The organism is Haemophilus haemolyticus, from assembly GCF_003352385.1.
GTDB classification, from domain to species: domain Bacteria; phylum Pseudomonadota; class Gammaproteobacteria; order Enterobacterales; family Pasteurellaceae; genus Haemophilus; species Haemophilus haemolyticus_I.
On record NZ_CP031243.1, the window covers coordinates 573,429 to 590,802 of the forward strand.

Annotated in this window: 20 protein-coding genes; 9 read left to right on the top strand and 11 right to left on the bottom strand. The window is 37.5% G+C overall.

From position 1 onward, the window contains the following. The first annotated feature begins 165 nt into the window (after positions 1–165). Entirely contained in the window at positions 166–1,113 is a 948-nt protein-coding gene (gene corA, locus DV428_RS03005) for a magnesium/cobalt transporter CorA (protein WP_114908630.1), read from the top strand. Then, entirely contained in the window at positions 1,113–1,658 is a 546-nt protein-coding gene (locus tag DV428_RS03010) for a YggT family protein (protein WP_032825064.1), read from the top strand. Before corA ends, DV428_RS03010 begins: the two co-directional genes overlap by 1 nt. Before the next feature lie 441 nt (positions 1,659–2,099). Here the strand turns inward: DV428_RS03010 and rlmD are convergent, their stop codons facing one another. Next, on the bottom strand, positions 2,100–3,413 hold the full coding sequence (gene rlmD / locus DV428_RS03015) for a 23S rRNA (uracil(1939)-C(5))-methyltransferase RlmD (RefSeq protein ID WP_114908631.1): 1,314 nt from the start codon (positions 3,411–3,413) through the stop codon (positions 2,100–2,102). A gap of 330 nt (positions 3,414–3,743) precedes the next feature. On the opposite strand from rlmD, the gene DV428_RS03020 reads away from it, so the two are divergent. Continuing rightward, a complete protein-coding gene (locus tag DV428_RS03020; RefSeq protein WP_239990458.1) occupies positions 3,744–4,109 on the top strand; it encodes a hypothetical protein in 366 nt (121 codons plus the stop codon). 4 nt (positions 4,110–4,113) lie between these two features. After that, positions 4,114–4,407 carry a hypothetical protein gene (locus DV428_RS03025; RefSeq protein WP_114908632.1) on the top strand — a complete coding sequence of 98 codons (294 nt, stop codon included), beginning with the start codon at positions 4,114–4,116 and terminating at the stop codon, positions 4,405–4,407. A 54-nt stretch (positions 4,408–4,461) separates the two neighbouring features. Here the strand turns inward: DV428_RS03025 and recO are convergent, their stop codons facing one another. From recO to epmB, 4 genes are all read right to left on the bottom strand, one after another. Next, a complete protein-coding gene (gene recO, locus DV428_RS03030) occupies positions 4,462–5,172 on the bottom strand; it encodes a DNA repair protein RecO (protein WP_114908633.1) in 711 nt (236 codons plus the stop codon). A 2-nt stretch (positions 5,173–5,174) separates the two neighbouring features. Beyond that, positions 5,175–5,579 carry an Opacity-associated protein OapB gene (locus DV428_RS03035; RefSeq protein ID WP_114908634.1) on the bottom strand — a complete coding sequence of 135 codons (405 nt, stop codon included), beginning with the start codon at positions 5,577–5,579 and terminating at the stop codon, positions 5,175–5,177. Between the two features lie 47 nt (positions 5,580–5,626). Beyond that, positions 5,627–6,967, bottom strand: a complete 1,341-nt coding sequence (gene oapA, locus DV428_RS03040; protein WP_114908635.1) for an opacity-associated protein OapA — start codon at positions 6,965–6,967, stop codon at positions 5,627–5,629. Positions 6,968–7,065: 98 nt separating this feature from the next. Beyond that, entirely contained in the window at positions 7,066–8,082 is a 1,017-nt protein-coding gene (epmB, locus tag DV428_RS03045; protein WP_114908636.1) for an EF-P beta-lysylation protein EpmB, read from the bottom strand. 37 nt (positions 8,083–8,119) lie between these two features. Here epmB and efp point away from each other — a divergent pair, with 37 nt between their 5' ends. Further along, complete coding sequence (gene efp, locus DV428_RS03050; RefSeq protein ID WP_005544066.1) at positions 8,120–8,686, top strand: elongation factor P; 567 nt, start codon at positions 8,120–8,122, stop codon at positions 8,684–8,686. 298 nt (positions 8,687–8,984) lie between these two features. Next, complete coding sequence (locus tag DV428_RS03055; RefSeq protein WP_114908637.1) at positions 8,985–9,758, top strand: opacity family porin; 774 nt, start codon at positions 8,985–8,987, stop codon at positions 9,756–9,758. Positions 9,759–9,815: 57 nt separating this feature from the next. On the opposite strand, the gene DV428_RS03060 is transcribed toward DV428_RS03055, so the two are convergent. After that, the gene (locus DV428_RS03060; protein WP_338141953.1) at positions 9,816–10,634 is read right to left on the bottom strand and encodes an IS3 family transposase; all 819 of its coding nucleotides are present in this window, start codon (positions 10,632–10,634) and stop codon (positions 9,816–9,818) included. Beyond that, positions 10,619–10,993: a transposase gene (locus DV428_RS03065; protein WP_114908639.1), complete on the bottom strand. Its 375-nt coding sequence runs from the start codon at positions 10,991–10,993 to the stop codon at positions 10,619–10,621. The genes DV428_RS03060 and DV428_RS03065 overlap by 16 nt, the downstream gene beginning before the upstream one ends. 141 nt (positions 10,994–11,134) lie before the next feature. Here DV428_RS03065 and trhP point away from each other — a divergent pair, with 141 nt between their 5' ends. Further along, positions 11,135–12,514: a prephenate-dependent tRNA uridine(34) hydroxylase TrhP gene (gene trhP / locus DV428_RS03070; RefSeq protein WP_114908640.1), complete on the top strand. Its 1,380-nt coding sequence runs from the start codon at positions 11,135–11,137 to the stop codon at positions 12,512–12,514. A gap of 140 nt (positions 12,515–12,654) precedes the next feature. Here the strand turns inward: trhP and ruvX are convergent, their stop codons facing one another. From ruvX to fadR, 4 genes are all read right to left on the bottom strand, one after another. Continuing rightward, positions 12,655–13,080, bottom strand: a complete 426-nt coding sequence (gene ruvX / locus DV428_RS03075) for a Holliday junction resolvase RuvX (RefSeq protein WP_114908641.1) — start codon at positions 13,078–13,080, stop codon at positions 12,655–12,657. Further along, positions 13,080–13,640, bottom strand: coding sequence for a YqgE/AlgH family protein (locus DV428_RS03080; RefSeq protein WP_005627726.1), 561 nt, complete (start codon positions 13,638–13,640; stop codon positions 13,080–13,082). The genes ruvX and DV428_RS03080 overlap by 1 nt, the downstream gene beginning before the upstream one ends. After that, on the bottom strand, positions 13,637–14,374 hold the full coding sequence (gene rsmE, locus DV428_RS03085; protein ID WP_114908642.1) for a 16S rRNA (uracil(1498)-N(3))-methyltransferase: 738 nt from the start codon (positions 14,372–14,374) through the stop codon (positions 13,637–13,639). The genes DV428_RS03080 and rsmE overlap by 4 nt, the downstream gene beginning before the upstream one ends. 61 nt (positions 14,375–14,435) lie before the next feature. Further along, positions 14,436–15,161, bottom strand: coding sequence for a fatty acid metabolism transcriptional regulator FadR (gene fadR, locus DV428_RS03090; RefSeq protein ID WP_114908643.1), 726 nt, complete (start codon positions 15,159–15,161; stop codon positions 14,436–14,438). A 124-nt stretch (positions 15,162–15,285) separates the two neighbouring features. Between fadR and nhaB the strand changes: the two genes are divergently transcribed. Continuing rightward, positions 15,286–16,830: a Na(+)/H(+) antiporter NhaB gene (gene nhaB / locus DV428_RS03095; protein WP_114908644.1), complete on the top strand. Its 1,545-nt coding sequence runs from the start codon at positions 15,286–15,288 to the stop codon at positions 16,828–16,830. A 9-nt stretch (positions 16,831–16,839) separates the two neighbouring features. Further along, entirely contained in the window at positions 16,840–17,373 is a 534-nt protein-coding gene (gene dsbB, locus DV428_RS03100) for a disulfide bond formation protein DsbB (protein WP_114908645.1), read from the top strand. Position 17,374: the final 1 nt, after the last annotated feature.

Below are 17,374 nucleotides of genomic sequence, written 5' to 3' on the forward strand. Positions count from 1 at the left end.
ATATCGCTCTAGACGCCCGCCTTTTTATTATCGGCGCGCGTTCGCCGGTAAATTTACCGTTGTTTCGGCATCTCTTAACGAAAACTTTGCGATTTTTCCCCGCACTTTCGTTTCTTCTTTAATTTGTTCACTGTTAGCTGTTCATAATCCTATAAGGAGTATGAAATGATCAACGCGTTTGCTATCAATGATTCCCGCTTGGTTCGCATTGACGAAGACCAAACCGATCTCAATGCTGCCATTTGGCTTGATTTACTTGAGCCGACAGGCGAAGAGCGTGAAATGCTACAAGAAGGCTTAGGCCAGAGCTTAGCATCTTTTCTAGAATTGGAAGATATTGAAGCTTCCGCCCGTTTCTTTGAAGACGAAGATGGTCTACACCTTCACTCATTTTTTTATTGCGAAGATGAAGACAATTATGCTGATTTAGCGAGCGTCGCTTTTACTATTCGTGATGGCCGTTTATTTACGTTGCGTGATCGCGAGCTACCAGCATTCCGTTTATATCGTATGCGTTCACGTAGCCAGCGCTTGTTAGAATGTAATTCCTATGAAGTTTTACTGGATTTATTTGAAACAAAAATTGAGCAATTAGCGGATGTAATTGAAAATGTTTATGCAGATTTGGAAGAGTTGAGTCGCGTTATTTTAAACGGAAAACAAGATGAAGCCTTTGATGAGGCATTAAATACGCTCACGGAACAAGAAGATACGAGCTCAAAAGTTCGTTTGTGTTTGATGGATACCCAACGTGCACTAGGTTTCTTGGTTCGCAAAACGCGCTTACCAACAAACCAGTTAGAACAAGCACGAGAAATCTTACGAGATATTGAATCTTTGCAACCGCATAATGAATCATTGTTCCAAAAAGTGAACTTTTTAATGCAAGCTGCAATGGGTTACATCAATATTGAACAGAACAAAATTATGAAATTCTTCTCAGTTGTTTCTGTGATGTTCCTTCCTGCAACATTAGTTGCATCCACTTATGGTATGAACTTTGATTTTATGCCTGAATTACATTTTAAATATGGTTATCCAATGGCAATTGGGTTAATGATCGCCGCAGCATTGACACCATATATTTATTTTAGAAGAAAAGGATGGTTATGATGGAATTATCCCAAACCGCATTATTTATCGGGTCAATTATTAATCTTTACGCACTTGTATTGATCTTACGAGCTTGGTTACAGTTTGCTCGAGTGGATTATTACAACCCTGTTTCGACATTTGCAGTCAAAATGACTGATCCAGTATTAAAACCTCTGCGTAAAATTGCGCCTACTGTAAAAAATATTGATACTTCTGCTTTACTGTTAGTATTTATTATCGGTATGTTGAAAGGTATTATTTATTTTGGTTTATCAGTAAATGTACTCTTAGTATTGGGTGTGTTAACTATATTGAAAAGCATTGGTTTAGCCATTTTTTATGTGCTTTTTATTGGGGCTGTTTTAAGTTGGTTTAATCGTGGAAATAGTCCTGTGATTTATGCGTTTTATCAACTCTCAGAACCACTTTTAAGACCTATCCGTCGATTCCTACCAACATTAGGTATGATTGATTTTTCTCCTATGGTCATCGTATTTATCTTATTGTTCTTAAATAACCTAATGCTTGATATGTTAGGTGGACTTTGGATGATTGCTGGTTAGAGACCAATAGGTTATTGAATAATAATTTAGGGGCTAATCTACGTCAGCCCCTTAAATTAATATAGTTATATGTAGGTTAAAGTCTAGCTTACTGGTGAAATTCTTACAATAGCAGGAATTGAATTAAGTGAGCAATTTGGGGCAACGTTATTTTTTCTTTTGGTAAAGCCATCCGCAAGCTCATAAAAGAGCAGAGTTTAACGCAAGAACAACTTGAATTTGAAGCGGATATTTAACGTATTTATATGAGTAAATTAGAGCTTGGTCAATAACAACCGTCTTTAACAACAATTTTTAAATTAGCGAATTGATTAAAGTGTTCTGTAAGCGAATTAATTCAGCAGACAGAAGAAATTAATAGCAAGGGATAGGAATTTAGGGGACTTCCTACCTACCATTGAAATTAATGATGTTTCGGTGGATTAGAAAGCCCACTCTACGTTATTTTCCAAACAACGTTATCGATTCCAAATGCCCCGTATGAGGGAACATATCTATCACCGCAGTTTTTTCAATCTTGTAGCCAAAATCACGTAAAATTTCCGCATCACGCACTAATGTTGCAGGATTACAAGATACATATAAAATTTTCTTTGCTTTCAGCTCGCACAAAGCATTTAACGCGAAAGCTGCACCACTACGTGGAGGATCAAGCAAAATTTTATTGAACGACTGATGAGCCCAAGGTTGTTCAACAAAGGATTGGTCAAGATCAGCTTGGAAAAATTCAATATTCTTGATTTGGTTTCTTGCGGCATTTTGCTCCGCTTTTTGTACCATTTCAAAAACACCTTCAATTCCTACCGCACTTTTCACGCGTTTGGCGAGAGGAAGCGTAAAATTTCCCATGCCGCAAAATAAATCCAATACACAATCCTGTTGGCTCAATTCAAGCCAATCCAACGCAGTATTGACCATACGTTCATTTAATGCACGATTTACTTGGATGAAATCACGAATATCAAAATGTAATTTTATGCCATCAGAAAATTGATAATAAGGTGCATTACCATAAATTTGTTCAATGCCTTCATCACTTTGTAAAAACAGCATTAACTTTTCTTGTTCAGCAAATTTGAGCAATAAAGTGCGGTCAATTTCCGCAAGTTTTTTGGTGTAACGTAACAACATTGCAACGCCATTATCGGTCGCCACTAATTCAATATGCCCAAGCTGTTTCGGCGCAGAAAATTGTTCTAAAAGTGCGGCTAATTTAGGCAGTAAATAATTAATTACAGGTTCTGCCACTTCGCAAGATTGGACGGTAATTAAATCATTGGTATTTTTCTGACGAAAGCCCATTTCGACTTGTTTTGTGTTTGGATTAAACCACAAACTCAAACGCACACGACGACGATACGCCCAAGCATCGCCACAAATCATAGGTTGAAATGAAATCGGTTCTGACTGTAATTTACTTAATCGCTTAAACAATGCGGATTCTTTAGTTTTCCTCTGCATTTCAATCGGAATATGTTGCCCTTGGCAACCACCACAACGCATAAAATGAGCACATTTAGGTTCTAAACGTTCAGAACTTTTTACTAACCATTTTTTTGCCGTAGCATGCCCATATTGGCGTTTATCTTCCAGAATACGACATTCCACTTTTTCGTGCGGAAGTGCATTTTCAATAAACCAAGTTTTACCATTAATTTTCGCGACGCCTAAACCTTGATAATCTAAATCAAGAATATCAGCGGTAATGGTTTGAACATTTTTTGTTTTTTGCTTTGGGGTATAAAGAAGAACCATTGTTTGAAGAATTACGCCAAATTAATTAAGTATACACATTGCAGAATAGTTATTCATTGATATTCCATTTGATGGAATCAATACACTTTGACCCCACAAATATTGGCATAATTTTTATTTAGAGTAAATCACTGATAAGAAAAGGTGTAAATGGCAACCGCATTTACTGTGCCATCTATGATATTTCCATCTTTATATAAGCGAGTGATCGCTGTTTTTTATACGCTTTTTATAGCCAATTTGCTAGTAAGTATACTTACTAGTGTTATCTCTTTACAGAGATAACACAAAACATCTTGCTAAGAAATTTTCTATAATAAGGAATGAAAAATGAACAAGTTTAAAATAACTGTTACTACAACATTACTCGGTTTATCATTAATGAGTGTATCTACTTACGCTAATGTAGTGACTGCTGCACAAGTAGAAATAGAAGCAGCAAGGGCGGAACGCACCCTGCAGGCATCGAATGAACTGCAAAAAGGTAATTATTCTAAAGCTATAGAATATGCTGAACCTGTAGCAAACGCACCTATTACCGAATTCAACCAAGAGATTATTTCAAATTCTCAATTTATCCTCGGCTATAGTTATTTAGCTAAGAAGAACAAAAAGAAAGCAATATTATGGTTTCAAAAATCTTGTAAAAATGGCTTTTCTAGTAGTTGCAGCATGTTAGAAAAAATTAAGAGATAGTAAAATGAATGATCTATTTATTAGTTCTGTAATTCTTATAGCTTTACCTTTAATTGCATTATTGGGATTAAAAGTAATGAATATAGAAAGAACAATTGGAAAAATTATCGTGCTTTTGTCATTAAGTGTTGGATATGCTTTTACCTTAGGCGATGTTCTTACATTTAATAATGAAAATATGCCTATCTTAAATTACATTCAGTTAGCATATTACTCTGCAATAAGTTTCTTTGTTTTCGGCTTTGCTGGATTATTTTTTAGCACAAAAGCGGGAATAAGTGAAAAGGGTTTAAAATAAACATCATAGGCAAACATTGTTTGCCTTTATTTTTGCTTTACATTTTTAAAAAAATCATTTTAACAAGAGAATGTGCTGTGAGAATAATTCTCGGCTTTTTAATGGTTTATCGCCAAGATAAGGTTTCAGCGCAATACGAGTAAAACGTTTTGCCGCTTGACGTACCGCATCATCAGAAAAATCTAGGGCTTCAAAGGCTAACAAATCTCTTCCGTAAAAAGTGAGATTATCTTTCACTAAAGAAGCGATGAAACCTTTTTCCTCACGATAACGATATGTCATTGAAAAATCGACTGGCTCGCCAGAACCCGCACAATGAAGAAAATCCACGCCGTAACCGAGAATTTGTAAAAGTTGAAATTCAAAAAGACGCAACGTTGGCTCAACGTTGGTTTCAGTTGCCAAGCCTGTTAAGCATTTTAAATAATGTTGAAACAGCGAAGGATTCGGCGTTTCAGGCTCAATGACACGAGTCAGTAACTCATTCACATAAAAACCGCTATAAAGTGCGGTTTGTTGTAAAGGAAGTGTAATTGCGGCGGGTTCAGCTTTAGTAAGGGTTTTCAATGAACTTTTTCCCGTCCAACGCAACAATAAAGGTGTGAAAGGTTGCAAGACCGACTTCCAAGATGAACGCTTTGCTCGAGCGCCCTTAGCAATCACTGTTAGACGACCACTTTCTTCAGTAAACAAATCCACTAAAAGACTCGTTTCACTATAAGGGCGACGATGAAGAATAAAGCCTCGTTGGAGTTCGGTTTGCACAATTAATTACCGGATAAACGCTCTACGGGTTGTAATACACATTGTTCTGCTAAAATTTCACCTAAATTAGTTTTTAGCACACTGAAATCATCACGCTCTTGCCACGCCCAACGAATATTGCCGTAATTTTTACCGCGCTCAGAAATCATTAATGTCAATTTTTCTGACATAGAATTAAAAGTCACCGTAATGTGATGCAATAATTTTTTACGTTTTTTTTGAGTGGAATGAACCACACGAACTTGCTTATCATCTTTACACAAATAAACTTTAGCCTCACCTTTTTGCAAAGCTTTATCTACTTTTTCCACCTGCATCTTTTGCGGCTCTGGCTTCTTTGGTAAACCATTTTGAGCACAACCGATCAAGCAAAGTGCGGTTAAAATTAGAAACGTTTTTTTTAACATAGAATCCTACTTGCAAAAGAAAAATGGGCGATTGCTCGCCCTAAAAATTATTTTTTATATTCATAAGAACCATCAGACTGACGGACAAATCGCGTACCGTTAGATAAACGCATTTCATTTACTCGCCCTTGACTGTTCACAGATACTGCAACTTTATCACCCGGTTTAAAGCTACTTAACACATTGCCCGCACCCGCTGCTTTACTCATTGCATTAACATCCGAAATATTAAGTTGATTGTCACGGAATACTTGCATAAGAGAAACGCCTTTAGGCACAGTTAATGTTTTCGCTGATGCAGTTGGTGCTGCTGCTTTCGTTGCAGGTTTTGCATCAACAATTTGAACTTTAGCTTCTTTTTTAACTTGAATCGGTTTTGCTTCAACAATAGGTGGTTTTCCTGCTGTTTTAGCGACGGTTTGTTCAGTTGCTTTTGCTGGTACATGTGTTTTTTCAGCAACCTTTACTTCTTTTTTCGCGATATCTTTATGCGCAACTTGTTGTTCTACTACTTTTTTCACCGGTTGAACTGGTGTTACAACAGTTGGTGCTTTTGGTTGTTCCACTTGAGCTTGTTGAGCTTGAGTTTGTGATTGCTCAGGTTGAGCTGCTTGCATAGGTTTAGCTGAAGCTGAATCCATTGTATTTGAGGGTTGAACTGGAGCTTGAGCCATGTTTTGCGGCGCAGCCATGTTTTCTGTAGGTTGATTTTGAGCAGTCGCACTATTAGCCGATTCATCTGCTTTTGGTGCATTTTCAGGTTGGTTAGCTTGCTCTGCCGCCATCTGATTTTGTGCAGGTGGATTATCTAAAATCGTGGTTTCAACTGGTTGATTTTGATCTAAAGATTGGAACTGAACTGGGATTTCATTGCTGTTAGATTGAGTGAAAGACTCAACGGTGTCAGAACTTGGTTTTAATGCAAAGAAAATAATTAATAAAATGACCAACGCCAAAATAGCCATAAATAAACGGCGATGTTTTGCTGGTAATACTTGTAATACTTTCCATTTTTCTGGTTGGGCTAAAATAGGTTTTTCAGCCTTTTCGACGGTTTCATCCGCGTTATTTTCAGCACTGATTTCTTCATCAACAGTAGAAATATTTTCTTCTGTGGAAGAAGTTTGAAGAACTGGCTCTTGTGCTGTTTTCAAATTTTCACTCGGAATTAAAGGATCATTTTCTTGCGTTGATGAATCGCCAAAAGTAGGTTCTTTACGTTGCTGAAAGTTAGTTTGCACGTGATTTTTTTTGGCAAATAACCCTTTTGCTTTACCTAAAATTGACGAACTTGGCTGAATTGTTTTCTTTGGTGTAATCGGCTCTTGATTAAGCCCTAAATCTAATTCATTTTGAGATGATTGTTCATTTTTATCCATAGAATTCACTGGATTGCCCCTGATGCTTGTTCTTATTCATATTAATTAGCCACAAAATTGAGAAGCCCAAAAGTGCGGCGAGAAAATTAGGCGTATTTTATCGGATCTTATTCCGCGTATAAAGTCTTATTTGGTTCGCCCGCAATTTCTCGTGCAAGTTTAGGAACAAGATAGCCAGATGTCAGAGATTGCAAGGTTTTATAGATTTGCATAGCTTCAATATCGCTAATCAAAAAATGGCTCGCCCCTTGCACTTTATCTAGCAAATGCAAGTAATAAGGCAAAATGCCTGTTTGAAAAAGTTTATCACTCAATATTTTCAGAATTTGCGCATCATCATTCACGCCTTTTAGCAAAACGGATTGATTCAAAAGCGTGACATTCACGGCTTTTAATTTTTGCATCGCATGAGCAAAAATTTGATCAATTTCATTTGGGTGATTAATGTGTGTCACCATAACAGTTTGCAAACGACTTTCTGCTAATAAGGTACAAAATTCATCAGTAATCCGTTGCGGAATCACAACAGGCAAACGGGTGTGAATACGCAAACGCTGTAAGTGCGGTATATTTTCCAAATGTTTTATTAACCACGCTAACTCATGATCTTTCGCCATTAAAGGATCGCCACCTGAAAAAATCACTTCTTCTATTTCAGAATGCGCCGCAATGTAATCTAACGCCAGTTGCCAGCTTTTTTTATTTCCTGGGTTTTCATCGTAAGGAAAATGTCGGCGAAAACAATAACGACAATTTACTGCACAACCGCCTTTTGCCATAAAGAGCAAGCGATTTCTATATTTATGAAGAATATTCGGCACGGCATTGGCATTTTTTTCTTCTAAGGGATCTGTACTAAATCCTTCGGCTTGTACAAACTCTAGATCAGAACACATCACTTGCAAGAAAAGGGGATCTTGCGGATTACCTTTTTCTATTTTATCAATAAAAGGTTGTGGTACGCGAAGCGAAAAAAGTTTCCGCGCAGCAATAGATTGCTCAAAATCATCTTCTGGTAAATTTAAGGCTTTTAGCAATAATTTAGGATCTGAAATCGCATTTTTTAGAATTGTGAGCCAATTTTGTTCTTCTCTAATGACGGGTTCTTGGGTTAAAATACGCACTTTTCAAACCATCTCTAATTTTTAGGATATTAAAAATATGGCTACATATACTACCAGTGATTTCAAACCAGGTCTAAAATTTATGCAAGACGGTGAACCTTGCGTAATCGTTGAAAATGAATTCGTAAAACCAGGTAAAGGTCAAGCTTTCACCCGTACTCGTATTCGTAAATTAATTTCAGGCAAAGTATTAGACGTAAACTTCAAATCTGGTACTTCGGTCGAAGCTGCTGATGTTATGGATCTTAACTTAACTTATTCATACAAAGACGATGCATTCTGGTATTTCATGCACCCAGAAACATTTGAACAATACTCTGCTGATGCAAAAGCTGTAGGCGATGCAGAAAAATGGTTATTAGACCAAGCAGATTGTATCGTGACTTTATGGAATGGTGCGCCAATTACTGTTACGCCACCAAACTTTGTTGAATTAGAAATCGTCGATACAGACCCTGGTCTTAAAGGCGATACAGCAGGTACTGGCGGTAAACCAGCAACATTAAGCACTGGCGCAGTAGTAAAAGTACCTCTTTTCGTTCAAATCGGTGAAGTTATCAGAGTTGATACCCGCTCTGGCGAATACGTATCTCGCGTAAAATAATTGCTTAGATGACAAAAGTGCGGTTAATTTCTGCGATATATTATGTCGCAGTAATAAAAAGCACTACTATTCATGCGATAAAAATGCCTTTCCGTTCATAAATAGGAAAGGCATTTTTTTATAAATAATATAGTTTGATAGAAAGCATAAAAAACCAATCAGTCAAATTTTTCTGTTATTTTATGCTTTAATTAAAACATTTTTACTTATAGTATAGAATAGAGTAAAATGAAGCACGGTTTTCAAAAATCGACTATAAAAATTTTATTTTAAACAAAAATCCTTTGGAGGAACCCTAATGAATATTCGAATTGAGAAGTCTTCTCTTCTCTTCTCTTCTCTTCTCTTCTCTTCTCTTCTCTTCTCTTCTGCTGTACAAGCGGAAGATAATGGAAAAGGGGTTTATGTGCAAGCCGATTGGGTGCACGCACGTGAAAAAATAGAGACACACGCTCCAAATCAACCTGAAATATTACAAGACTATTCATACATCAAAACTCATTCCAACCATCCTCGTTTTTCTATTGGTTATGATTTTGGCAATTGGCGAATTGCAGTAGATTATGCTCATTATCGTAAATGGAGTCACGGCAAACATCTTATTAGTGAACCTATCGAAAAAGATCCTGTTGGATCGACTCATCCGATGAATCTAGTTAAATCTAGCACAGTAATTGATCACAAAGATGCAGGTAGTTTCCAAGCCAAGAATTCTTATGGTATTTCTGTAATTTATGATTTTGATACTGAATATAAAATTAAACCTTATGTTGGTGCAAGAATTGGAGTTGGGCATGTTGCTGCCAGCGGTTATACAAAAGATGAATTTACAACAAAACTTACATTTAAGGCTAACAATATGCCAATGGGAGGAGATGTGAAGGCGTATGAGGAAACATCATATTCCAGAACCATAAAACGCATTGGCTTTGGTTTTATTGGTGGTATTGGCTATGACATTACACCGAATATTACCTTAGACTTAGGTTATCGTTATAATGATTGGGGACATTTAGAAAACGTGCGTTTTAAAACTCACGAAGCCTCTTTCGGTGTACGTTACCGTTTTTAATTAAACAAATTTAGTTTTCTATTTATGATCTGCCCCCCAAAAAGTTGGACAGGTTAGTTAACTTAAATATTGAGCTCGGTATTGCACTGGGCTCAATCCTTTTAAACCAAGTTTAATTCGTTTTTGGTTGTAATACACTAAATATTCTTCAATTTCAGCCTGCAATTCAGCAATTGAATGATAAGTTCGAGAGTAAAAGCACTCTGATTTTAATATTGCAAAAAAGCTTTCAATCACCGCATTATCGTAGCAATTTCCTCGGCGACTCATACTTTGCACCGCTTTACCTTCCAACATCTTTACCCATTCCTCCGTGCCATACAATACACCTTGATCACTATGAATAATCGGGCATTTTGTCGGTTTAAGCCGACTAAGCCCTTGTTCTAACATCTTTTTTACCAATGAAAACTTCGGGCGTGTCGCAAAGTTATAGGTAATAATTTCTCGGTTAGCCAAGTCCATCAACGGTGAAAAATAAAGCTTTTCTTGCCCAACATGAAATTCCGTTACATCCGTTACCCATTTTTGATTGAGTGCCGTTGCTGTAAAATCACGATTCAGCAAATTCGGGGCAATATGCGATGTTTTTCCTCGTTTTCCATGTCTTTTCTTACGTAAAATGGAATGAATACCTAACTCGTTCATCAGCTTTAATACCGTTTTATGATTCAAATTAAAACCCATTTGGCGTAATTTAAACGTCATGGGGCGATAACCATCTCGTTTTCTGTTCTTTTTGTACAGCGATAAGATAGCCTCTTTTACCTCGTGATAATTTCGCTTAACCTCTTTATAGTAAAAGCTTGAGCGAGGCATTTTAGCCACATGAAGTAAATCATTTAACGCGTGGTTTGGCTTCAATCTTTCAATAATTTTTCTTTTTTCTGTCGCTGTTTTTGACGGTCGAGCGCCTCCAACTCCTTTAGATAAGCAATCTCCGCTCGAGCCAAGGCGAGCTCTCGTTGTAACTTTTTAAACGCTTTAGGTGAAAAGTCTGTGGTTTCTGGAATTTCAATGTCTTTCTTTATCATCTTTGGCTTCGCTATTTTCGGTGTTTGAAGGTTTGTATAAGGCGATTTTACGCCATCAAGCCCTCTTTCCCGAAATGCTTTTAGCCAATAAATGACGAGAGCATGGGAAATTTGATGAAGTTTAGCCACCTCACGGATACCATAATCCTGGTCAGTGACGAGTTTGATAATTTTCAAACGAAATTGATAAGAGTAGGACATAATCTGCACCTCAAATTAGGTGTCCAGGTTTTGGGGTGCAGATCACTTTCCTTTACAAATCAAATATTTTCTCTACAATACCCCACCTAATGATTTGCCTAGCGCAAATCCCTGACCTGAAATCAGACAAAAGAGAATATTATGACAACCCAATTCAAACCAGAATTACTTTCCCCTGCTGGCTCCCTTAAAAATATGCGCTACGCCTTTGCTTATGGCGCTGATGCCGTTTATGCTGGCCAACCACGTTATAGCTTGCGCGTACGTAACAATGAATTTAATCACGTCAATTTAAAAATCGGGATCGATGAAGCCCATGCACTTGGCAAAAAATTCTATGTAGTGGTGAACATTGCACCGCATAATTCCAAACTCAAAACTTTTATTAAAGATTTACAGCCAGTGATCGATATGAAACCAGATGCCTTAATTATGTCTGATCCGGGCTTAATCATGTTGGTGCGTGAAAACTTCCCTGATATTGATATTCACCTTTCTGTACAAGCGAATGCGGTAAACTGGGCAACGGTAAAATTCTGGAAACAAATGGAGTTAACTCGTGTGATTTTATCGCGCGAATTATCCATTGAAGAAATCGCTGAAATTCGCCAACATGTACCAGACATTGAACTTGAAATTTTCGTACACGGTGCATTATGTATGGCGTATTCTGGTCGCTGCTTGCTTTCTGGCTATATCAACAAACGCGATCCAAACCAAGGCACTTGCACCAATGCTTGCCGTTGGGAATACAAAATGGAAGAGGGCACTACGGATGAAGTGGGCAACATCGTGCCAAAAATCGATCCTGCTCAACAAATCGAAGTGAAAAATGTGGCACCAACCTTGGGTGAAGGCGCGGTAACGGACAAGGTTTTCCTTTATACCGAATCACAAAAGCCAGACGAGCAAATGACGGCTTTTGAAGATGAGCACGGCACCTACTTTATGAATTCAAAAGATCTGCGTGCAGTACAACACGTAGAAAAATTGACCGCACTTGGCGTGCATTCTTTAAAAATCGAAGGTCGTACTAAATCATTTTATTATTGTGCAAGAACGGCGCAAGTTTACCGCAAAGCCATTGATGATGCGGCAGCAGGCAAACCATTTGATGAAAGCTTAATGGATACGTTGGAATCCCTTGCGCATCGTGGTTATACCGAAGGTTTCTTACGCCGTCATACGCATGATGAATACCAAAACTACGAATACGGTTATTCTATTTCTGATCGTCAGCAATTTGTTGGTGAATTTACGGGTAAACGTAACGAACAAGGTATGGCTGAAGTGGCGGTAAAGAATAAATTCTTGCTTGGTGATGATGTAGAAATGATGACCCCTCAGGGTAATATCAATTTCAAAATTGAAAAAATGCTAAATCGTAGAAATGAAGCGGTTGATGCAGCACTAGGTGATGGGCATTTTGTGTTCTTAGACGTACCACAAGATATCAACTTAGACTACGCCTTATTAATGCGTAATTTAGTCAATAGCAATACAAGAAATCCACATAATTAAATGACAAAAAAATTTGTTAAAAAAATGTTGCATTTTTGTATTTTATTATTATAATACGCCACATACCTGATTTGTTAATTCAACAACTCATAGTATGACTCCAAATATTTTTGCCCTTTCAGCTTTTGAAAGGGCTTTTTTTATTCGGAATATTCCTCGACCTCAAACCAACTTTCTAGAATCAAACAAGCAGAGATCCCATCTACTTTGCCTTTTTTTAAGGCACGAAAACCGCCTCTGTCAAAAATTTCACTGCGTGCCTCTGTTGTTGTTAAACGTTCATCTTGTAGCTGAACATTAACACCAAAACGACCTTGTAAACGATTTGCAAATTTACGAGCACGCAAAGTGAGATCTTGCTCTGTTCCATCCATATTTAAAGGCAAACCAACTACGACAACATCTGGTTTCCATTCTTTCAAGCATTTTTCGATTGCATCCCAGTTTGGGATACCATCTTGCGCCTTAAAAGCAGGCAAGGCTTGTGCGGTTCCAGTAATACTTTGTCCTACAGCACAGCCAATACTTTTGGTACCAAAATCAAAAGCAAGTGCAGTAATTCCCATTAGCTATGCCCCACTTGTGCAAACACAAAATTATGTGGGTGAATACCAAGCAATTGATTCGCCGCAACATAGCGCTCATCATAAGGCATATCAAATAAAATCTGATCGTTCGCAGTAGCGACTAACCAAGCATTATCAGTGATTTCTTTTTCCAACTGCCCAGCCTCCCAGCTAGAGCACCCAAGAGCGATAAGATATTTTTCTGGCGCAAGTTCAGAACCTAGCGTCTCTATTACATCAGCAGAGGTTGTCATTGAAAGATCATCCGTAATTTTATAAGTATGCTGGAATTCATTAGGTGTATTCTTATGTAGAATAAAACCTCTTTCGCTATGCATAGGACCACCGGCTACCACCATTTCATTGCTAAAAGTGCGGTCATTTTTCATCATAAAATTGAGTTTTGAATAAAGTTCCGCAATGCTTAAATCTGTAGGCTGATTAATCACTAATCCCATCGAACCTTGCTCATTATGCTCACACATAAACACCACAGTACGATTAAAATAATCGTCTAAGTGTGGCATCGCGATCAAAAATTTTCCTTGTAACTCCATCATTCACCTAAATCTCCAAAACAAATTTGTAGTGCACTAATCGCCGCAAGCGATGCAGTTTCAGTACGCAGAACACGCTTTCCTAATAAAATTTCAGTAAATCCTTGCTGTTCAGTTTGTGCAATTTCTTGTGCAGATAATCCACCTTCTGAGCCAATTAATAAGCGAACACCTTCAACGGGAATATTCGGTAACGTTTTAATCGAATATTGCGCGCGTGGATGCAAATTCAATTTTAGCGCTCCGTCATTTTCTGCACACCAATCTTGTAATTTCATCAGTGGACGAATCTCCGGCACAATATTACGGCCACACTGTTCACAAGCAGCAATCGCAATTTTTTGCCATTGTTGGATTTTTTTATCCATGCGTTCGCCATCAAGCTTTACGCCACAGCGTTCAGACCATAATGGTGTAATCACATTCACACCCAATTCCACCGATTTTTGAATGGTAAATTCCATTCGCTCTCCGCGAGAAATCACTTGCCCCAAATGAATTTTTAAATTGGATTCTTTATCCGCAAGCTCACGCTCAAAAATCGCCACCTTTACCGCTTTTTTATTCGACTCAATAATTTTGGCTGGATAAATATGATTAGAACCATCAAAGAGTTCAATTTGCTCACCTTCTGTCATTCTTAACACGCGCCCTACATGGTTTGCCGCGTCTTCGGAAAGCTGACATTGAGTTTGATTTTCAAGGGATTCAGGATGATAAATTCTTGGTATGCGCATAATGTTTATCTATATTAATGAAAAAGTGCGGTTAAAATTCACCGCACTTTTGATGTTGAAATTAATCCGAAAGATTCTGCGGCAATCGCTCTAGAATAGCTTTCCAATAAGTTGAAGAACGTAAATTGTGTTTACGAATACAATCCACCACCGCATCCGCATTTCCGGCAAGGCAAATTTGTTGCATTTCTAAATAGAATGTTTTTGTAAGTTCTCGGTGTTTTTCTTCTTTAAAAAATAAAAAACCAATTCGTTGGTAAACCCCTTTCAAACTATTAAAAATTAAACGATAAAAGGGCTTATTAGCCACTACGGTAAATTGACGAAATAATTTGTAATCAAATTCTGTGTAATCTTGCGCCGTATTTTGTAATTGATCTAATTCAGCAAAAAGTGCGGCAGATTGTTGAGGAGAATTTTTTACTGCCTCATAAATATAAGATTCAGACATTTTACTGCGTAAAGACAACATATTGTCAATAATCAAAGGCGCTGACTGCATATCTAAACCGATTAGTGTTTCAATAATATTCGGCCCTGCCGTATCCCAGATATTATTTACTTTTGTTGGTTTGCCGTGCTGAATAGTCAGCCAACCATCACGCGCTAAACGTTGTAAAACTTCACGCAAAGTGGTGCGAGTCACTCCGATCTTATCGGCTAAATCACGTTCTGATGGTAAATTACTGCCTGCGGGAAAAACATCTTGCCAAATGCTTTTGACAATATATTCTTCTGCTAAGGCTGCTGGACTTTGGGCTTTTAAAATATCGTTATCGTTTTGCATTACAATTAAAAATCAGATAAAAATCAAAAAAAACGCAATTTTATAAAAAAATTACTCAGTTTTTATTATCCTTTAAAGGGGGATATATTACAATGTTCACGTGATAAAAATAATGGAGTTCTCTATGACAAACACACAAGCTTTTATGAAAAACTTTCTTGGGGCAAGTCCAGAATGGTATAAGCTCGCCATTGTGGTTTTTCTTATTATTAATCCTATTATTTTCTTTTTAGTCAGCCCTTTTATTGCGGGTTGGTTACTCGTTGCAGAATTTATTTTTACGCTAGCAATGGCATTAAAATGCTATCCTTTGCAACCAGGTGGCTTACTAGCGATTGAAGCAATTATTATTGGGATGACAAATGTAGGGCACGTAAAAACGGAAATTATGGCAAACTTTGAAGTAATCCTGTTACTGATGTTTATGGTGGCAGGTATTTTCTTCATGAAACAACTGCTTCTTTACGTATTCACGAAATTACTTGTCAAGATTCGTTCAAAAATTGCGCTTTCTTTAGCTTTCTGTTTTAGCGCAGCCTTCCTATCAGCCTTCCTTGATGCATTAACGGTTGTTGCCGTAATTATCAGCGTAGCAATGGGATTCTATGGCGTTTACCACAAAGTCGCATCAGGCAATAATTTAATTGATGCCGTTGATATTGCCGATGATGGAAAAATTACAACACAACACCACGAGACCTTAGAAAAATTCCGTTCATTCTTACGTAGCTTGATGATGCATGCTGGCGTCGGAACCGCACTTGGTGGCGTAATGACAATGGTGGGTGAACCACAAAACTTAATCATTGCAGAACAAGCAAAATGGAACTTTATCGAATTTTTCTTCCGCATGGCACCAGTTACGGTTCCAGTATTTATCTGCGGACTACTGACTTGTTTCTTAGTAGAAAAATTCAAATTATTCGGTTATGGTGAAAAATTACCTGAAGATGTATGGAAAATCTTGTCGGATTTAGACCGCACTAATTCAGAGAAAATGTCTAAACAAGACAAAATTAAATTAGGTGTGCAAGCATTAATCGCGATTTGGTTAATTCTTGGATTGGCGTTCCATCTTGCGGCAGTGGGCTTGATTGGTTTAAGTATCATTATTTTTGCAACTGCATTCACTGGTGTGACTGATGAACACACTATCGGTAAATCATTCCAAGAATCCTTACCTTTCACTGCATTGCTCGTGGTATTCTTCTCAGTGGTTGCCGTAATTATCGATCAAAAACTTTTTGCGCCAATCATTCACTTCGTTCTTTCTTCAGAAGAAAATACACAGCTTGCCTTATTCTACGTATTTAACGGCTTGCTTTCTTCTATCTCTGATAACGTATTCGTCGCAACGGTTTATATCAATGAAGCGAAAGCGGCGTTAACGAATGGCGTAATTGCACCGCACCAATTTGAATTGCTCTCTGTTGCAATCAATACAGGGACAAACTTACCATCAGTAGCGACACCAAACGGACAAGCCGCATTCTTGTTCTTATTGACTTCATCGCTAGCACCATTAATTCGTCTTTCTTACGGAAGAATGGTTTATATGGCTTTACCTTACACGATTGTACTTTCGATCATTGGATTACTGGCTATTGAATTTATCTTACCAGCTGCTACTATTTGGCTAGCAAACTTAGGTTTAATTTTTCCAATTTAAGGAGAAAAAATGCTCGCACTTTTAAAACAATTTTCTGAAAAACGTTCTGCATGGTTTCTGCTGGCATTTTCAAGTTTAACACTAGAATCTACCGCACTTTACTTCCAATATGGAATGGGATTACAACCTTGTGTACTTTGCGTGTATGAACGTTTAGCAATAATTGGGTTATTTATTGCGGGCATTATAGGTTTACTTCAACCTCGCACTTTAATCATTCGATTAATCGCTTTGGCATTAGGCTTATTCAGTGGCATTAAGGGATTATTGGTTTCATTCCGTCATCTTGATTTACAAATGAATCCAGCCCCTTGGAAACAATGTGAATTTATTCCAAACTTTCCTGAAACTTTACCGTTTCACCAATGGTTTCCATTTATGTTTAGCCCGACTGGCTCTTGTAATGAAAGTCAATGGTCATTATTCGGTGTGACGATGGTGCAATGGCTAGTATTTATTTTTGCAGTATATGTGATAATTCTTGCTTTATTATTAATAGTGCAAGTAGTCAAAACACGAAAACAAAGAAGAATATTTAATTAAA

Coding starts and splice junctions, on each gene's coding strand:
- corA (WP_114908630.1), top strand. CDS start 166: ATGATCAACGCGTTTGCTATCAATGATTCCCGCTTGGTTCGCATTGAC.
- DV428_RS03010 (WP_032825064.1), top strand. CDS start 1,113: ATGGAATTATCCCAAACCGCATTATTTATCGGGTCAATTATTAATCTT.
- rlmD (WP_114908631.1), bottom strand. CDS start 3,413: ATGGTTCTTCTTTATACCCCAAAGCAAAAAACAAAAAATGTTCAAACC.
- DV428_RS03020 (WP_239990458.1), top strand. CDS start 3,744: ATGAACAAGTTTAAAATAACTGTTACTACAACATTACTCGGTTTATCA.
- DV428_RS03025 (WP_114908632.1), top strand. CDS start 4,114: ATGAATGATCTATTTATTAGTTCTGTAATTCTTATAGCTTTACCTTTA.
- DV428_RS03035 (WP_114908634.1), bottom strand. CDS start 5,579: ATGTTAAAAAAAACGTTTCTAATTTTAACCGCACTTTGCTTGATCGGT.
- efp (WP_005544066.1), top strand. CDS start 8,120: ATGGCTACATATACTACCAGTGATTTCAAACCAGGTCTAAAATTTATG.
- DV428_RS03055 (WP_114908637.1), top strand. CDS start 8,985: ATGAATATTCGAATTGAGAAGTCTTCTCTTCTCTTCTCTTCTCTTCTC.
- DV428_RS03065 (WP_114908639.1), bottom strand. CDS start 10,993: ATGTCCTACTCTTATCAATTTCGTTTGAAAATTATCAAACTCGTCACT.
- trhP (WP_114908640.1), top strand. CDS start 11,135: ATGACAACCCAATTCAAACCAGAATTACTTTCCCCTGCTGGCTCCCTT.
- ruvX (WP_114908641.1), bottom strand. CDS start 13,080: ATGGGAATTACTGCACTTGCTTTTGATTTTGGTACCAAAAGTATTGGC.
- DV428_RS03080 (WP_005627726.1), bottom strand. CDS start 13,640: ATGATGGAGTTACAAGGAAAATTTTTGATCGCGATGCCACACTTAGAC.
- rsmE (WP_114908642.1), bottom strand. CDS start 14,374: ATGCGCATACCAAGAATTTATCATCCTGAATCCCTTGAAAATCAAACT.
- fadR (WP_114908643.1), bottom strand. CDS start 15,161: ATGCAAAACGATAACGATATTTTAAAAGCCCAAAGTCCAGCAGCCTTA.
- nhaB (WP_114908644.1), top strand. CDS start 15,286: ATGACAAACACACAAGCTTTTATGAAAAACTTTCTTGGGGCAAGTCCA.
- dsbB (WP_114908645.1), top strand. CDS start 16,840: ATGCTCGCACTTTTAAAACAATTTTCTGAAAAACGTTCTGCATGGTTT.